Below are 16,977 nucleotides of genomic sequence, written 5' to 3' on the forward strand. Positions count from 1 at the left end.
GAAATCAAAATATAGTATGGACAGGAAACTTAGAATGGGAATGATCGGAGGCGGCAAAGACGCCTTCATCGGTGCTATCCACCGTATTGCCGCCAATATGGACGGCCTGATCGAACTGAAAGCAGGGGCGCTGAGCATCAACCCCGAAATTGCACAGGATTCCGGACGCTCGCTGTTCCTGGAAAGCGACCGGATCTATACAGACTTCAAAACCATGCTGGAAAATGAAGCCAATATGCCCGCAGACAAAAGGCTGGACTTCATCACCATCGTGACGCCGAACTTCGCGCACTTTGAACCCGCCATGATGGCGCTGGACAAAGGTTTCCACGTAGTGGTCGAAAAACCGATCACCTTTACGCTGGACGAAGCCAAACAACTGAAAGCCAAAGTGGAGCAGACCGGTCTTACCCTCCTGCTCACCCACACCTATACCGGGTACCCCATGGTAAAGCAGGCCCGCCAGATGGTGGCAAACGGCGTACTGGGCAAGATCCGCAAAGTATGGGTGGAATACCCGCAGGGCTGGCTGAGCAAACTCAGCGAGCGCGAAGGCAATGCCCAGGCGGCCTGGCGCACAGACCCCAAACGTTCCGGTAAAAGCGGATGTATGGGAGATATCGGCACGCACGCAGCCAACCTCGCGGAATATATTACCGGCCAGCAGATAGACAAACTCTGCGCGGACCTGAACGTAATGGTGGAAGGCCGTATGCTGGACGATGACGGTTCCGTACTGCTCCGTTTCGACGGCGGCGCGGCCGGTGTACTGATGGCATCGCAGGTAGCGGCCGGTGAAGAGAATGCCCTGAAGATCCGTGTATACGGTGAAAAAGGCGGCCTGGAATGGGCGCAGCAGGAACCCAACACCCTGCTGGTGAAGTGGCTGGACAAACCCACGGAGATCCTCCGCGCAGGCGGCGGCAATCCGCACCTGAGCAGCTATGCCACGCATAACTGCCGTACCCCGGGCGGCCATCCCGAAGGTTACCTGGAAGCATTCGGCAACCTTTACCGCAATTTTGCGCTCACTTTACAGTCAAAGATAGACGGCACCACGCCCGCTCCCGAAGCACTGGACTTCCCGTCCGTAAGCGAGGGCATCCGCGGCATGGCGTTCATCGATATGGTGGTGAAATCTTCCGCCAGTACTGAAAAATGGACGAAATTCGAGATTTAACAAGTCGTTTTGTACGATTTAACGGATATTGGATTTTTAACCAGAGCAAAAAAGAGCAATTTGGAACCGGGCATCCGGCCTGGTTTTAACTGACCTCTAAAATCATTTTGAACAGATGAAACCGCAAGGTTCCATCTGACCATTATAAATCATTATGAACAGATGACACCGCAAGGTTCCATCTGACCGCTAAAAATCATTATGAACAGATGAAAACGATCAAAGGACCAGGTATTTTCCTGGCGCAGTTCCTGGACGACAAAGCTCCATTCAACAGCCTGGAGAGCATCTGCAAATGGGCGAAAGACCTGGGCTTTGTGGGTGTGCAGATACCCACCTGGGATGCGCGGTTGATAGACCTGAAAAAGGCGGCCGAGAGCAAAACTTATGCGGACGAGATCAAAGGCATCGTGAATGGCGCGGGGCTGGAGATCACCGAGCTGAGCACGCACCTGCAGGGCCAGTTGGTAGCTGTAAATGCGGCCTTCGGCGAACTGTTCGACGGATTTGCGCTCAAAGAAGTGCGCGGAGACAATAAAGCCCGTACGGAATGGGCGGTACAGCAGCTGATGTACGCAGCCAAAGCCAGCCGCAACCTCGGCCTGGACGCACACGCTACTTTCAGCGGCGCCCTGATGTGGCATACCTTTTACGCCTGGCCCCAACGCCCCGCGGGGCTGGTGGAGGCAGGTTTTAAAGAACTGGCTTCCCGCTGGCTGCCCATCCTGAACGAGATGGACGCCAATGGCGTGGACCTTTGTTATGAGATCCACCCCGGCGAAGACCTGCACGACGGCGCCAGCTACGAACGTTTCCTGGAAGCTGCCGGAAATCATGCCCGCGCCTGCCTGCTGTATGATCCCAGTCATTTTGTTTTGCAATGTCTTGACTATCTTGCTTATATAGACATCTACCACGAAAGGATCAAAATGTTCCATGTGAAAGATGCTGAATTTAATCCCACCGGGCGCTCCGGCGTGTACGGCGGTTACCAGGGCTGGGTGGAAAGACCCGGCAGGTTCCGCTCCCTGGGAGACGGGCAGGTGGATTTTAAAGCAATATTCAGCAAACTGACGCAATACGATTATGCCGGTTGGGCCGTTCTTGAATGGGAATGTGCGCTCAAACATCCGGAAGATGGCGCAAGGGAAGGCGCTCCGTTCATCAAAGATCACATCATCCGCGTAACCGAAAAAGCCTTTGACGACTTTGCGGGTACCGGCGCTGATGACAACCTGAATAAACGGATTCTTGGTATCTGATAAGAGGACAAAAAAATGTCCGGGAGGCTAAAACGATTTTTCTCAATTATAAAATTCGGTAAACGATGAAAAAAACAATGTGGATGCCGGTATGCATGAGCGCGGTACTCCTTATGGCTGCTTGTGGCGGCGGTGGTGAAAAGAAAGAAGAAGGAAGCACATCTTCAACAGAAACAACTGCACCCGCTGCGGATAACTCAATGGTTGCGGACGTTGCCGGCAAAGGCAAAGAGCTGATGGCAGCACAGGATTGTGCTACCTGTCACAAAGAAACTGAAAAAGTGATCGGCCCCTCTTTTAAAGAAGTAGCGGCTAAATATCCTAACACGCCGGAGAATGTAGCCACCCTGGCGGATAAGATCATCAAAGGCGGTTCAGGCAACTGGGGCGAAGTACCCATGGCGCCGCACGCCGCGATCTCAAAATCCGACGCGGAAGAAATGGTGAAGTACATTCTCTCCGTGAAATAAATTCATCCTTTAAACAACCTTTTTTATGAAACGTTTACTCGCTTCCACGTTGCTGCTGGGCCTGCTTGCAGGCTCCACGGCTACATATGCCCAGGGCGGCCCTTCCCTGAGCAGCAAAGAGAAAAAAGACGGCTGGAAACTCCTGTTCGACGGTAAGACCACCACAGGTTGGCGCGGCTACCAGAGACAAGATGCGGGCGCCTGGAAAGTACAGGACGGCGCGCTGTTCCTGGATACCGATGCCAAAAAAGCAGGTGCTGCCGGTGGTGACCTCATCACAGACGGCGAATACGAAAACTATGAGCTGGAACTGCAATGGAAGATCTCCGAAGGCGGCAACAGCGGCATCATTTTCGGTGTTCACGAAGACCCGAAATATAAAGCTACCTACGCTACCGGTCCTGAAATGCAGGTGCTGGACGATGATAAACATTCCGACGGTAAGATCCGCAAACACAATTCCGGCGAACTGTACGACCTGATCGCCGCACCCGCGCGCTACGCCAAACCCGTAGGAGAGTGGAACACTGCGAAGATCATCAAAAAGGACGGCAAGCTCACCCTCATCTTCAACGGCCACAAAACCGCTGAAACTACCATGGGCACCGAAGAGTGGAATCAACTCGTAGGCGGCAGCAAATTCAAGACCTGGGAAGGCTTCGGCAAATATCCCAAAGGTCACATTGCACTGCAGGACCATGGCGACAAAGTGTGGTACAGAAATATCAAGATCAGAGAACTGTAATTGACCTATGTTCAGCAAAAAATACCTCCTGCTCCTGCTGGTGATACTGGTAGCGGGCTCCTCCTTCAAAAAGGCAAAGCCCAGGCTGCTGGTGTTCAGCAAAACCGCGGGTTTCCGTCATGATTGTATCCCCGTAGCCAAACTGGCTATGATACAGCTGGGCGCCCGGAACGGGTTTGATGTGGACACTACCGAAGACGCGTCGGTGTTCAACACCAAAAACCTCAAACAATACAAAGCCGTAATGTTCCTGAACACTACCGGCGATGTACTGAATGCGGAACAGCAGACCGTGATGGAATCGTACATCAAAAAAGGCGGCGGTTACATCGGCGTACATGCCGCTACAGATACGGAGTACGAGTGGCCCTGGTACAACCAGCTGGTAGGCGCTTATTTTCTCAGTCATCCGCACCAGCAAACCGCCACGCTGCAGGTGGTGAACAGGGAACACCCTGCCACCAGACACCTTGACGCCAGCTGGGTAAGAAAAGACGAATGGTACAATTTTAAAAGCATTGTACCCGGTCTGAACGTACTGATCAAAATAGATGAAAGCTCTTACCAGGGCGGGAAGAACGGGAACGATCACCCCATGAGCTGGTACCGGGAATTTGACGGCGGCCGCACCTTCTACACGGAGCTGGGCCATACGAAAGAATCCTACAAGGAAGAAGCATTCCTGAAACATGTGCTCGGAGGGATTGAATATGTAACCCGTATGAAAAAATGACCGCAGGGCAATGCAACATATTATCACGTAGAGACGCAAAACATTGCGTCTCTACGCGTTTTGGCACAACCACGTTTACATTACAAACACGTTTTACTCAATGAGAAATTCATTATTACTGCTGATCCTGGCTGTGACGGCCCTTGGCATCGTAAGCTGCTCCAAATCCAGGCCCGGCAAACCCAAAGTGCTGGTATTCTCCAAAACCGAAGGATTCCGCCACGCCTCTATACCCGCCGGTATCAAAGCCATTCAGCAACTGGGCGCCGATAACGGTTTTGATGTGGACACAACAGAAAACGCCGCGCGTTTCACCGAAGATTCATTGGCGCAATATGCGGCCATCATCTTCCTGAACACTACCGGCGATGTGCTGGATAACCGCCAGGAAGCCGACTTTGAACGGTATATCCAGGCAGGCGGCGGCTACGTGGGCATCCACTCCGCCACCGATACGGAATACGGCTGGCCCTGGTATGGCAAGCTGGCGGGCGCTTATTTCAACGACCACCCCGCAGGCACCGCTAAAGCGAAACTGACCGTAGTGGACAAGAACCATCCCTCCACCGCGGAGATCCCCGACGCATGGGAACATACCGATGAATGGTACAACTTCAAAAACGTGAACAAAGACACCAAAGTGCTGATGAAAGTAGATGAGAAAAGCTACAAAGGCGGCACCATGGGAGACGATCACCGGATCAGCTGGTATCATGAATATGACGGCGGCCGCGCCTGGTACACCGAGCTGGGCCACACCGAAGAATCTTACACAGAGCCTACCTATCTCAAACATATCCTCGGCGGCATTCAATACGCCATCGGCAAAAACCGCGTACTGGATTACGCAAACGCAAAATCACAACGCGTACCGGATGAAGACCGTTTCACCAAACAAATGCTCACCAGCGGTGAGTTCTTTGAACCTACTGAAATGGCCATCCTGCCAAACCTGGACATCCTCGTGGCACAACGCCGCGGAGAGATCATGCTGTACAGCGAATCCCGCAAGAACCTTACCCAGGTGGGTTTCCTGAACGTATATCACAAAACGGACGTGCCGAAAGTGAATGCGGAAGAAGGATTGCTGGGCCTCGCCGCAGACCCGGACTTCGCAAAGAACAATTACATCTACGTGTTTTATTCCCCCGCGGATACTTCCGTGAACAGGCTGAGCCGCTTTACGTTCAAAGACAACAAAGTGATCCCTGAAAGCGAAAAGATCATCCTGCAATTTTATTCACAACGCCAGATCTGCTGCCATACAGGCGGCTCCATCGCCTTCGGAGGCGACGGTTTGCTGTACCTCTCCACCGGCGACAATACCACGCCCTTCGATGAGCCCGGCCAGCCTTACGTAAGTAAAGGTTACGGCCCCATGGACGACCGTCCGGGCCACCTGCAATACGACGGGCGCAGAACATCTTCCAACACAAACGACCTGCGCGGTAAGATCATCCGCATCCGCGTGAAGGAAGACGCTACTTACGAAATACCCGAGGGCAACCTCTTTAAAGCGACCGATAAGACCAAAGCGGAGATATACGCCATGGGTACCCGCAACCCTTACCGCATTTCAGTGGACCGTAAGACCAATTACGTATACTGGGGCGAGGTAGGCCCGGATGCCTCCAACAACGATTCCCTGCGCGGCCCGCGTGGTTACGACGAAGTGAACCAGGCTAAAAAAGCGGGTTATTTCGGTTACCCGCTGTTCATCGCGAACAACCAGCCTTACCGTGCTTTCGATTACGAAACCGGTGTTTCCGGCCCCGCATTCGATACTGCCAAACCGATCAACAACTCCCGTAACAATACCGGTCTTACCGAGCTGCCGCCGGCAACCTCCGCGTTTATCTGGTACCCTTACGCAAAGTCTGACGAGTTCCCGCTCGTAGGCGCGGGCGGCCGCAACGCGGAAGCAGGCCCGGTGTATTACAGCGAGTTCTATCCCAAGGAAACCCGTTTCCCGGATTATTATAACGGCAAACTGTTCATCTACGACTGGATACGCGGCTGGATTATGGCTGTGACGATGGATAAGGACGGCAACTACCAGAAGATGGAACGTTTTATGCCTTCCACTAAATTTAACGCGCCGATAGATATGGAAATGGGCCCTGACGGCCGGTTGTACATCCTGGAATATGGCAACGGCTGGTTCAGCAAAAATGCTGACGCAGGTCTTTCCCGCATCGATTACAACGGCGGCAACCGCGCGCCCAAAGCCACACTGAAAGTGGATAAACTGACCGGCGCATTGCCCTTCAAAGTGAAACTGGAAGCGGAAGGAGCAGTAGACCCTGATGGCGATGCCATTACTTACCTCTGGAACTTTGGCAACGGCAACAAGCTGGAAACAAAAGAACCTTATGCCGAATACACTTTCACCTCAGCGGGCGAATTCCCCGTGTTTGTGGACGTAACGGACGATAAAGGCGCCACTTCCCGCACCAAGATGATCAATGTATACGCGGGTAACGAAACCCCTGAAGTGAAAGTGAACATACTGGGCAACCAGCAGTTCTATTTCCCCGGCAAACAGGTGCGTTACGAAATAAGCGTGACGGATAAAGAAGACGGCAGCACCTCCGCCGGCACGCTGGACGTTTCCAACCTGTACATCAAGGGCGTGTACATGGAAGGAAGGGACAAAGCGGCCATGAGCCAGGGCCACCAGATCATCTCCGGCGCTATTGCGGGTAAAAACATCATGGAATCTTCCGATTGTAAGACCTGTCATAAGCCCAACGAAAAGTCTATCGGCCCCAGCTTTATGGAAGTAGCTGAGAAATATAAAGCCGATCCGAAATCACCGGAATACCTGGCTGAGAAGATCATCAAAGGCGGTGGCGGCGTTTGGGGCGAAACCGCGATGAGCGCGCACCCGACCATTTCCAACGCGGAGGCCAAACAGATCGTGGAATACATCTTCTCCCTCGCGGGCGGCGCCAAACAGGAGCCCAGCCTTCCGGCAACCGGCTCCGTGGACCCCACGATGGGCAACGAGCTGAAAGACAGGGGTGTATTTTACCTGATGGCGTCCTATACGGATAAAGGCGGTAAAGGCATCCGCCCGATCACCGGCGCGGCAAACGCTGAACTTCGTAACCCGAGGTTCCAGGCGGGCAGCTATGTAAAATCAGATGCAGTTTCCTCGGTAGAGATCAACGGTAAAAAACTGCTGATCCCCACGGCTGATTCCTGGGCGGCTTACCGCGAAATGGACCTGACGGATGTGACCGGCCTGGAGCTGACCTATTTTGTACAGGAAGTGCCGCAGTACGGTTACACCGTTTCCGCGCACCTGGACAGCCAGGGCGGCCAGCAATTGGGCACTGCCAGCATTGGTGCGGGCGCTGCCTCCGGCAAGCCGAATACGGCCACTATTTCCTTCCCCGCGCTCAATGACGGGAAAAAACATACGCTTTACCTGGTATTTAAGGCGGCCGATGCTGCTGAGAAGCTGCCGGTAGGCATTGAAGTAGTGAGGCTTTTGGCAAAATAACACCCGCGCACACATAATTTTACCCGGAAAGGGAAGGATCATATCCTTCCCTTTCCTATTTTATTGATTAACAGTCATTTACCGGTCAACCTCCGGCCATCCTCCGACGAACCTTCGGTCATCCTCCGACGAAACACCCTCAAACCCTTGCTACGACTGAACACGGTCGGAGGATGGTCGGACAATGGCAGGAGGATGTCAGTAGGATCGCACCTTTTCCTTTGGCAGATCCAGATTTTAAACTTACCTTTGGTGTGTACTTAAATAAGTACGTATAATTGTACAAATAATAATAATGGAAGTCATCAACTATAGCGAGTTCAGGCAATCTTTAAAGGCGCATCTTGATAATGTCACAGACAATCATGATACGCTGATTGTGCCGCGTGGAGAAGATAAAGGAGTGGTGATCATTTCATTGGTGGAGTGGAACTCCATCCAGGAAACATTACATCTCATGAGGTCCGATAAGAACAGGGCTCGTTTGACAGAAGCGCTCAACCGCGCTGACGAAGGTATTAGCGAAGATCACCAGCTTATAGATTAACGAATGAACCTATCATGGGACCCATTGGGTTGGGAGGATTATTTGTATTGGCAGCAAACAGATAAAAGGATCCTCAAAAAAATCAATGAATTGATCAAAGATACGATGCGGCAGCCTTTTGAGGGATTAGGGAAGCCAGAGGCATTAAAAGCGAATCTGGCAGGATGCTGGTCCCGCAGGATAGACCAGGAGCACCGGCTGGTGTACAAGGTATATGATGACAGGATTCACGTTCTGATGTGCAGATATCATTATTGATCAACGAAGCAAATTATTAAGAATGCAGGTCATTGTATGGTGGCCTGCATTTTTTGTAATAGACAGGCCCGCTTCCGGGCATAAAAAAAGGCCGCCAGGGAGGCAGGCTTTTGATATTGAATGAGTTATGTTATCCGATCTTCATCATTTTCTTCCGCATCTTCTTCGCGCGTTTCTGGCTGGTATGCACAAAATTCACCAGCAGCACTATGATGATAATAAAAAGACCGAAAAATTCACGGGTGTCTTCGATCCAGGGAGTGGAGGCTTTCATGGCGCCGGCGATGTTCTCCGCCTGGTGTTCGGTCATCCAGCTGAGTACCCCGTCTTTGGCGAAAAACAGGTATACTGCGTAACCCAGGCAGGCGAAGATGCCGAACAGGTACCAGCCTTTGTAATAGTTGCCAGCTGCCGCCAGACCGCAGAAGATAGCCCCGTAAAGGTAAATGGGCATCCAGATATAAGGGTCGGGATCGTTCCACTGAAGTGCGGCAAAAAGGACAAACAGTACGGCAAAAACGACATTGAATATTTTCATGGTGTTTAAAACTGAAATAATATTAGCTAAATTGATTAAACTTACGGAAAATCCCGCACACAAGTATCAGATTATGAGGCCGAAAAAAAAAGTGGCCAAGATGTTTGTGGTTGTTAAATAAATGTTATAATTTTAGAACATAAGGAACAACAAAATTGTTATTTAAACCATTGCATGAATAAAAAATCTACGCTGACTCGTCAACCTAAATAATTTTCTGTCTTTATAAATTCCACTTTGAATCAGGCACTTTATTCCAGAAAAGTGCCATATTAAAAGACAGCCAGCTTGATTTCCTTTTCTTGCAAAATCGTTTTTCCAAAGGGAATGTTAAAATTTTGACACTTTGGGGTGAGCGCTGAACGATTTTTAATCCTTATATTGCAGGTATAAAGCAGGGCCACCAACCCGGCACGGCTTTTGAAATACCAACCCTGAAAAAGACATTGGGGACCGCATCCCCTAAAGAATATCCTGGTTACTAATCAGGTTTTAGAATGGCGGAAGGAGAGGCACTAGTTGCCTCTCTTTTATTTTTACGAAACCGTTAAAGCCCCCATCCGCCGCCGCTTTTCCACTACCCCGGCGCCTCCCTGCAAAAATTATCTGCTCCGCCTTACACCCGAAATTCATTATTTTAGCCCCATGGGATACGCATTTAACAGGGAATCGGTTTCGGGAATACTATACCAGGTACTCGTCAGCAATACTCAGGAAAAAGGCCAACAATGGGTGTCAGATAAACTTCGCAACTGGCAGGAGCAAAATTCCATGCAGGCATTTAATCTCGCTTTTACCGCGGCGCCCCGTTTTCTCGGGCGCGGGACCGTTAACGTAACCGCAGAGCAGGCCGTGGCCCTGCAGCCTTTCCAGCTGGAAGGTTATACCGTGGACAGGCTGTTTCGGGTATGGTGGCTGATGCAGCTGCCGCCTGCCGATCAGAAAACGTATTCCCCCGCTATAGAAAATCTTTTTCACGCCGCCGAAATGAACGAGCTGGTGGCGCTTTACGGCGCGCTGCCTTTGCTGGCATTTCCGGAATCCTGGAAAATGCGCACGGCGGAAGGCATCCGGTCGAACATCGGGGGCGTGCTGGAAGCTATTATGCTTCACAATCCTTACCCAGCACAGTACCTGGATGAGCCCGCGTGGAACCAGCTGATCATGAAAGCGTTCTTCACGGAAAAAGCGGTACAGCATATCGCTGGGATGGACGAGCGTGCCAATGCCTCGCTGGCGCGCATCCTCACAGACTTTGCGCATGAGCGCTGGGCCGCCGGGAGGACCGTCCATCCGCTTATCTGGCGGATGGTGGCGCCGTTCATCCATGCGGGCAATTTTGAGGATATCGAAAGGATATGGTTTTCAGAGCAACATGCTGAAAGAGAAGCCGCTGCGCTCACCTGCGCTGCGTCTGCATATCAGCCGGCAAAAGACCTGCTGGAAACAAGAAAGGAAATGAAAGAAGACATAAGCGCCGGAAAGCTTACCTGGCACACGGTTGCCAGTCGTGTAAATGGCTAATTGATGTTATTGGCCGGTGCGCCCATTATTATTAATTTAAACCCAATTGTAATTTATATTCATATGTGTTGTAGTGCTCAGCTGACGGAAAAGGATCTCGTACCCCAATCGCTTAATCCAGCTTACCTGGATGCCATCAAAGGCATGCGTTTTTTTGACCCGCATGTACACATGACTTCGCGGACCACGGACGATTACCAGGCCATGGCGGACGCCGGCGTGGCCGCCATTATAGAGCCCGCCTTCTGGCTGGGCCAGCCACGCACCGGCGTGGATACTTTCCGGGATTATTACAGCAGCCTCGTAGGCTGGGAAAGATTCCGCTCTTCGCAGTTCGGCATCAAACATTACTGCACCATCGGCCTCAATTCAAAAGAAGCGAACAACGAGGCGCTCAGCGAACAGGTGATGGAGATACTCCCGCTCTTTATTTACAAAGAAGGCGTGGTAGGCGTTGGCGAGATCGGGTTCGACGATCAGACGGCCCTTGAAGAAAAATATTACCGCGCGCAGCTGCTGCTTGCAAAAGAAGCAGGCCTGCCCGTGCAGATACATACCCCGCACCGCGATAAAAAACAAGGCACGCAGAAAAGCATGGACATCGCGATAGAAATGGGCCTCGACCCTCATATGGTGATCGTGGACCACAACAACGAAGAGACCGTGAAAGAAGTGCTGGACCGCGGTTTCTGGGCGGCCTTTACCATTTACCCCTTTACCAAAATGGGCAACGAAAGAATGGTGGAGGTAGTGAAACAATACGGTACTGAACGTATTATGGTGAACTCCGCCGCGGACTGGGGCATCAGCGATCCGCTCGCAGTGCCCAAAACGGCCGCGCTGATGCTGGAACGCGGCATTTCAAAAGCGGATGTTGAACTGGTGACCTATCGCAACGCCATTACCGCGTTTGCGCAAAGCGGCCAGATCAACGAAGCGGATTTTGAACAACCCGGCGAAATTGATCAGAGCCTGAAATATAATGGAAGCACTGTTTTGCGGGGAGGGCAGCAACCCAGGCCGAATAAACAATCCACCATTATCCGGTAACAATTTTATCCATTGCTTTATTGTATTGAAAAACCTGATTAAAACGTGAACTATATCCTCAGCAAACTGACCGGCTACCTGCGACTGATGCGGCCCGCCAATATACTGACGGCCATTACCGATATAATGGCCGGCATAGCCATTGCCGGGTTTCTTGCGCATGGGCTCACAGACGTTCAGGCTGTACTGCAGGTGACCTGTCTCGCCATAGCCACCATCGGCCTCTATGGCGGCGGCGTGGTATTCAACGATATTTTTGACGCATCGCTGGACCGTATAGAGCGGCCCGAGCGGCCCATTCCCTCCGGTATTATTTCAAAGACCGAAGCGGTCGTGCTGGGCGTGTACCTTTTGCTGTTAGGCGTGCTGGCCGCTTTTACCGTGGGCGAGCTCTCCGGTTTTATAGCGATCGGCATCGCGGTGGCGGCGCTGGTGTACAATAAATGGGGCAAACATCACAAAGTACTGGGCCCTTTTAACATGGGGCTGTGCAGGGGGCTGAACCTTTTGCTGGGCATCAGCATCGTGCCCGCTTCGCTGCCGCATTACGGATGGCTGGCGGTAGTGCCGGTATTGTACATCGCTTCCATCACCATGATCTCCCGCGATGAAGTGCATGGCGGAAAAAAACGCACGCTGGTGATGGCCGCTATCGGTTACGCCATCGTATGTGCGTTGATCCTCTGGCAGGGATTTATGAAAGGAGAGGCGCTGAAAGTTGGTTTTTACCTCGTCATTTTATTATATCTCATCCTCACCCCGCTCTTTAAAGCCATGAAGGAGCCTACGGGGCCCAATATCGGCAAAGCCGTGAAAGGGGGCATTATCGGCCTCATTGTCATGAACGCCGCCTGGGTGGCCGCCTTTGCGATATTTCCCTACCCGCTTGCGGTGCTGGCCTTTTTGCCGCTTTCCATGCTGCTGTCCAAAGCATTCGCCGTTACCTGAGCCGTTCATCCCTGCCCGTACCGGGAGGGAAACGACCACTGTTACCACATCCGCTGTTTACATGATAAGGGCTTCGCCTCCGCTGTAAAAAATAGCAGGCGGTAATGCTCTTTTTTGTACATTTAACCGTTTAAAAATTCCCCGGGAACCGGGCAGGAGCTTAGCTATGTCGTACATTCAACAATCTTTCAGCGTACAGTTCGAATACAAGGTTTTCTTTACGGAACATTTATTTGACCCATCCAATCCGGTATTCGCGGAGTTCCTGGACTCCCGCGCGGAAAAAGGCATCAGGAAAAAATTACTTTTTATCGTGGACGATGGTGTGACCAAACACCATGAAACATTGCAGGAACAGATCACTGCTTATTGCAGCAGCCTGGACAATTACGAGCTGGTGCAGGACATCATCGTGGTGCCCGGCGGTGAGGCGTCTAAAAACGACCTGCAATTATTTTACTGGCTCGTGAACGCGGTGGACCAGCACGCCATAGACCGTCACTCTTACGTGATCGGCATCGGCGGCGGTTCTGTGCTGGACCTGGTAGGTTATGTAGCGGCGGTAAGCCACCGCGGCATCAAACATATCCGCATACCCACCACTGTATTGTCGCAGAACGACTCCGGCGTGGGCGTGAAGAACGGTATCAATTACCATGGCAAAAAGAATTTCCTCGGCACGTTTGCGCCGCCCGCGGCCGTATTCAACGACGCGTTTTACCTCACCACCCTCGATGAGCGCGACTGGCGCTCCGGTATGATCGAAGCCGTAAAAGTGGCACTGATCAAAGACGCCGCGTTTTTTGAGTGGATGGAAACACATGCTGACGAGCTGGCGGTGGGTGAGCCCAAAAGTCTTCAATACCTGATCCGCCGTTGCGCGGAACTGCATATGCAACACATCGGCGGCGCCGGCGATCCCTTTGAAAGCGGTTCTTCACGCCCGCTGGATTTCGGTCACTGGAGCGCGCACAAGCTGGAGCAGCTCACCGATTTCGAGCTGCGCCATGGCGAAGCCGTATCCATCGGCATTGCGCTGGACAGTGTGTACGCCTGGCTGATGGGTATGCTGGACGCGGAATCCCTCGAAAGGATCATTCAGCTGCTGAAAACGCTGCGCCTCCCGCTTTACCATCCCCTGCTGGAAATAGAAGACGATTCTTCTCCCATCATGGCGGGCCTGGAAGAATTCAGGGAGCACCTGGGCGGAAGACTTACCATTGCGCTGCTGGAAGGGCCTGGCAAAGGCAAGGAAGTACATTCCATCGATCCCGCCACGCTGCGCAAAGCGGTGAACATGCTCCGCGATAAATGGTAACGCGGGTTTTTTAATCAGACTAGCACAAGACTACACACATGTATACGCCATCCGGCCACCTGACTTATTGCACCAATATTCACGCAGGCGAAAGCTGGGGAGATCATTTTGCCCAGCTGCAGCGGTTCATTCCCGCCGTAAAAGCGCTTGTAAGCCCGGACAAGCCCTTTGGCATCGGCCTGCGGCTCAGTAACCTGGCCAGCCTCGAATTGTCGAAGGAAGGGCCTTTAAATGCCTTTCGTGAATGGTTGAAAAAAAATGATTGTTACGTATATACCATGAACGGGTTTCCATACGGCGGTTTTCACCATGAGCGCGTAAAAGACCAGGTGCATACGCCGGATTGGGCCACTGCGGAACGTGTATCTTATACCATCCGCCTCTTCCGCATACTGGCGGCATTACTGCCTGAAGGCATGGAAGGCGGCGTGTCCACCTCTCCGCTGTCCTACCGCATCTGGCACCGCTGCGGCGAAGAACATAAGGCCATCATGGAAAGCGCCACGCTGAACATGCTGCTGGTAGTGGAGCAACTGATCCATATTCACCGCGGCGGCGGCCCCCTGCTTCACCTGGACGTGGAGCCCGAGCCGGACGGCATGTTGGAAAACTCTAAGGAATACATCGACTGGTATTTCCAGCACCTGCTTCCCGCGGGCGTGATGATATTCACGGAGAAGTTCGGCATGACGGAAGAAGAAGCCACACTGGCCATTAAAAATCATGTGCAGCTGTGTTATGACGTATGCCACTTCGCGGTGAGCTACGAAGAGCCGAAAGTAGTGCTGGAACGCCTGCACTTCTTTGGCCTGAAAGTTGGTAAGATACAGATAAGCGCCGCGCTGAAAGGCCTCTTCCCGAAAGAGGGAAGGGAAGCTGTAGTCAATGCGTTTGCGGCTTTTAACGAAGATATATACCTGCACCAGGTGATCGCGCGGATGGACAACGATCAGAAAGTACATTATCCCGATATGCCCGCGGCACTCGCTGATGCCGGCAGGGCAGACCTGGAAGAATGGCGCGCGCATTTCCACGTGCCGGTATTTGTACAGGACTTTGGCGTACTCACTTCCACCCGCGACGATATCAGCCGCGTGCTGGCATTGCAGGCCGCCAAACCGTTCACCCAACACCTTGAAGTGGAAACCTATACCTGGGAAGTACTGCCTCCGGGATTAAAACAGGAAATGGGCGGATCCATCGCCAGGGAGATGAAATGGGTGTTGCAACAGTTGGAATTATCCTGACATGGCCCTAGCTTTGGACCGGAATTGTAACGCGATAGAAGAACAGAAACTATGAAAAAAACGGTGGTAATAGATGTGGTAGGATTGTCTGCTGCCCTGATCGGCGAACACACGCCCTTTTTGACAGCTTACGCTAAAAAACGCCATACATCTGCCATTGCGCCGATGTTGCCCGCAGTGACCACTGCCGTACAGTCCACTTACCTCACCGGCCAGTGGCCCAGCGAACACGGTATTGTAGGCAATGGCTGGTACGACCGCACAGACAGCGAAATCAAGTTCTGGAAACAATCCAACAAACTCGTATACGGCGAAAAGGTATGGGAACGCGCACGCCAGCTGCATCCCGGTTTCACCTGTTCAAAAATGTTCTGGTGGTACAATATGTATTCCAGTGCGGACTTCTCCGTAACCCCGCGCCCGCAATACCTGTCTGACGGCCGCAAGGCACCGGACTGTTATTCACATCCCGCCTCCCTCCGCGACCGCCTGCAGCAGGAGCTGGGCACCTTTCCCCTTTTCCAGTTCTGGGGCCCGGGCGCCAATATCAAAAGCACACAATGGATAGCCGATGCGTCCATCCTCACAGATAAATGGCACAATCCGGACCTCACACTCATCTATCTCCCGCACCTGGACTATTGCCTCCAGAAATTCGGTCACGACTACACGAAGATCGCGCCTGAGCTGAAAGCGATAGATGGCGTGGTGCGCCAACTGGTAGAATACTACGAACAGCAGCAAAGCGAAATCATCATATTATCGGAATACGGCATCACGAACGTCAGCAAACCCATTCACATCAACCGGCTGCTGCGGGAGCACGGACTGATCAGCGTGAGAGTGGAAAGAGGCCTTGAGCTGCTGGATGCCGGCGCCTCCCGGGCCTTTGCCGTGGCGGATCACCAGCTGGCGCATATTTACATCAACGATCCGTGTTGCCTGAAGGAAGTACGCGAACTGGTGGAAAATATTCCCGGCGTAGAACTGGTACTGGACCGGGAAGGCAAACACGAACACCACCTGCACCACGAACGGAGCGGAGACATCGTGCTGGTAGCCGACGAGGACAGCTGGTTCACTTACTATTACTGGGAAGACGATGCCAAAGCGCCGGACTTCGCCCGCATCGTGGATATTCACCGCAAGCCCGGGTACGACCCGGTGGAGATGTTCCTGAACCCGGCCGATCCTTTCGTGAAAATGAAAGTGATAGGCAAGGTGCTGAAAAAGAAACTCGGCTTCCGCTACCTCATGGACGTGATCCCGCTGGATGCCACACTCATTAAAGGCTCGCACGGGCGGATCAGCGGGGACAAAAAAGATCACCCTGTCCTTATTACCTCACAAAAGGTAAAGGACAATGTGCAGGCCGTGGATGTGCATGATATTATTTTGCAGCACCTGGGGCTGGAGGGGTAAAATGTTATTCCCGTTGTCATAATGCAATGAATATTCCCAATCGGCTCGGATTTCGCCCGAAAATGAGCCGATTAGCCGGTTTAACCGGCTCATGCAGACCGGCTTGCTGCGGAGCCTCCCCCGCTCATCTATTTTATCCTGATAATTTCCCATTCATTCCTTACATTTAATTGCAACCGATTGCTGTCAAAAGGGATAAGGGTTTCCCAACCCGTCCGCCACGTTAG

Annotated in this window: 15 protein-coding genes; 14 read left to right on the top strand and 1 reads right to left on the bottom strand. The window is 52.3% G+C overall.

Going from position 1 to position 16,977, the window contains the following annotated elements; genetic code table 11:
- Positions 1–16 precede the first annotated feature (16 nt).
- The 8 genes from EG028_RS21275 to EG028_RS21310 all read left to right on the top strand — a co-directional run bounded on the left by EG028_RS21275 (position 17) and on the right by EG028_RS21310 (position 8,703).
- Complete coding sequence (locus tag EG028_RS21275; protein WP_120518347.1) at positions 17–1,180, top strand: Gfo/Idh/MocA family protein; 1,164 nt, start codon at positions 17–19, stop codon at positions 1,178–1,180.
- Between the two features lie 209 nt (positions 1,181–1,389).
- Complete coding sequence (locus tag EG028_RS21280; protein WP_123864751.1) at positions 1,390–2,442, top strand: sugar phosphate isomerase/epimerase family protein; 1,053 nt, start codon at positions 1,390–1,392, stop codon at positions 2,440–2,442.
- A 65-nt stretch (positions 2,443–2,507) separates the two neighbouring features.
- Positions 2,508–2,912, top strand: coding sequence for a c-type cytochrome (locus EG028_RS21285; protein WP_120518349.1), 405 nt, complete (start codon positions 2,508–2,510; stop codon positions 2,910–2,912).
- A 25-nt stretch (positions 2,913–2,937) separates the two neighbouring features.
- Positions 2,938–3,657 carry a 3-keto-disaccharide hydrolase gene (locus EG028_RS21290; RefSeq protein ID WP_120518350.1) on the top strand — a complete coding sequence of 240 codons (720 nt, stop codon included), beginning with the start codon at positions 2,938–2,940 and terminating at the stop codon, positions 3,655–3,657.
- A 7-nt stretch (positions 3,658–3,664) separates the two neighbouring features.
- Positions 3,665–4,390 (top strand): ThuA domain-containing protein, encoded by a 726-nt coding sequence (locus EG028_RS21295; RefSeq protein WP_120518351.1) that lies wholly within the window; start codon positions 3,665–3,667, stop codon positions 4,388–4,390.
- Positions 4,391–4,490: 100 nt separating this feature from the next.
- Positions 4,491–7,898, top strand: a complete 3,408-nt coding sequence (locus tag EG028_RS21300) for a ThuA domain-containing protein (RefSeq protein ID WP_120518352.1) — start codon at positions 4,491–4,493, stop codon at positions 7,896–7,898.
- 295 nt (positions 7,899–8,193) lie between these two features.
- A complete protein-coding gene (locus tag EG028_RS21305) occupies positions 8,194–8,445 on the top strand; it encodes a type II toxin-antitoxin system Phd/YefM family antitoxin (RefSeq protein WP_120518353.1) in 252 nt (83 codons plus the stop codon).
- Between the two features lie 3 nt (positions 8,446–8,448).
- Positions 8,449–8,703, top strand: a complete 255-nt coding sequence (locus tag EG028_RS21310) for a Txe/YoeB family addiction module toxin (RefSeq protein WP_120518354.1) — start codon at positions 8,449–8,451, stop codon at positions 8,701–8,703.
- A gap of 130 nt (positions 8,704–8,833) precedes the next feature.
- Here EG028_RS21310 and EG028_RS21315 read toward each other — a convergent pair whose 3' ends face one another.
- Positions 8,834–9,241 (bottom strand): transmembrane 220 family protein, encoded by a 408-nt coding sequence (locus EG028_RS21315; RefSeq protein ID WP_120518355.1) that lies wholly within the window; start codon positions 9,239–9,241, stop codon positions 8,834–8,836.
- A gap of 645 nt (positions 9,242–9,886) precedes the next feature.
- Here EG028_RS21315 and EG028_RS21320 point away from each other — a divergent pair.
- The 6 genes from EG028_RS21320 (at position 9,887) to EG028_RS21345 (ending at position 16,750) form a co-directional block, all read left to right on the top strand.
- On the top strand, positions 9,887–10,765 hold the full coding sequence (locus EG028_RS21320; RefSeq protein ID WP_123864752.1) for an EboA domain-containing protein: 879 nt from the start codon (positions 9,887–9,889) through the stop codon (positions 10,763–10,765).
- 63 nt (positions 10,766–10,828) lie between these two features.
- The gene (locus tag EG028_RS21325; protein WP_120518357.1) at positions 10,829–11,815 is read left to right on the top strand and encodes a TatD family hydrolase; all 987 of its coding nucleotides are present in this window, start codon (positions 10,829–10,831) and stop codon (positions 11,813–11,815) included.
- 45 nt (positions 11,816–11,860) lie between these two features.
- Positions 11,861–12,763, top strand: coding sequence for a UbiA-like protein EboC (eboC, locus tag EG028_RS21330; RefSeq protein ID WP_241559189.1), 903 nt, complete (start codon positions 11,861–11,863; stop codon positions 12,761–12,763).
- Between the two features lie 166 nt (positions 12,764–12,929).
- Positions 12,930–14,081, top strand: a complete 1,152-nt coding sequence (locus tag EG028_RS21335) for a 3-dehydroquinate synthase (protein WP_120518358.1) — start codon at positions 12,930–12,932, stop codon at positions 14,079–14,081.
- A 38-nt stretch (positions 14,082–14,119) separates the two neighbouring features.
- Complete coding sequence (gene eboE / locus EG028_RS21340; RefSeq protein WP_120518359.1) at positions 14,120–15,328, top strand: metabolite traffic protein EboE; 1,209 nt, start codon at positions 14,120–14,122, stop codon at positions 15,326–15,328.
- Between the two features lie 51 nt (positions 15,329–15,379).
- Positions 15,380–16,750, top strand: a complete 1,371-nt coding sequence (locus EG028_RS21345) for an alkaline phosphatase family protein (RefSeq protein ID WP_120518360.1) — start codon at positions 15,380–15,382, stop codon at positions 16,748–16,750.
- The last annotated feature ends 227 nt before the right edge of the window (positions 16,751–16,977 follow it).

The sequence above is a fragment of the Chitinophaga barathri genome (assembly GCF_003807585.1).
GTDB lineage: Bacteria > Bacteroidota > Bacteroidia > Chitinophagales > Chitinophagaceae > Chitinophaga > Chitinophaga barathri.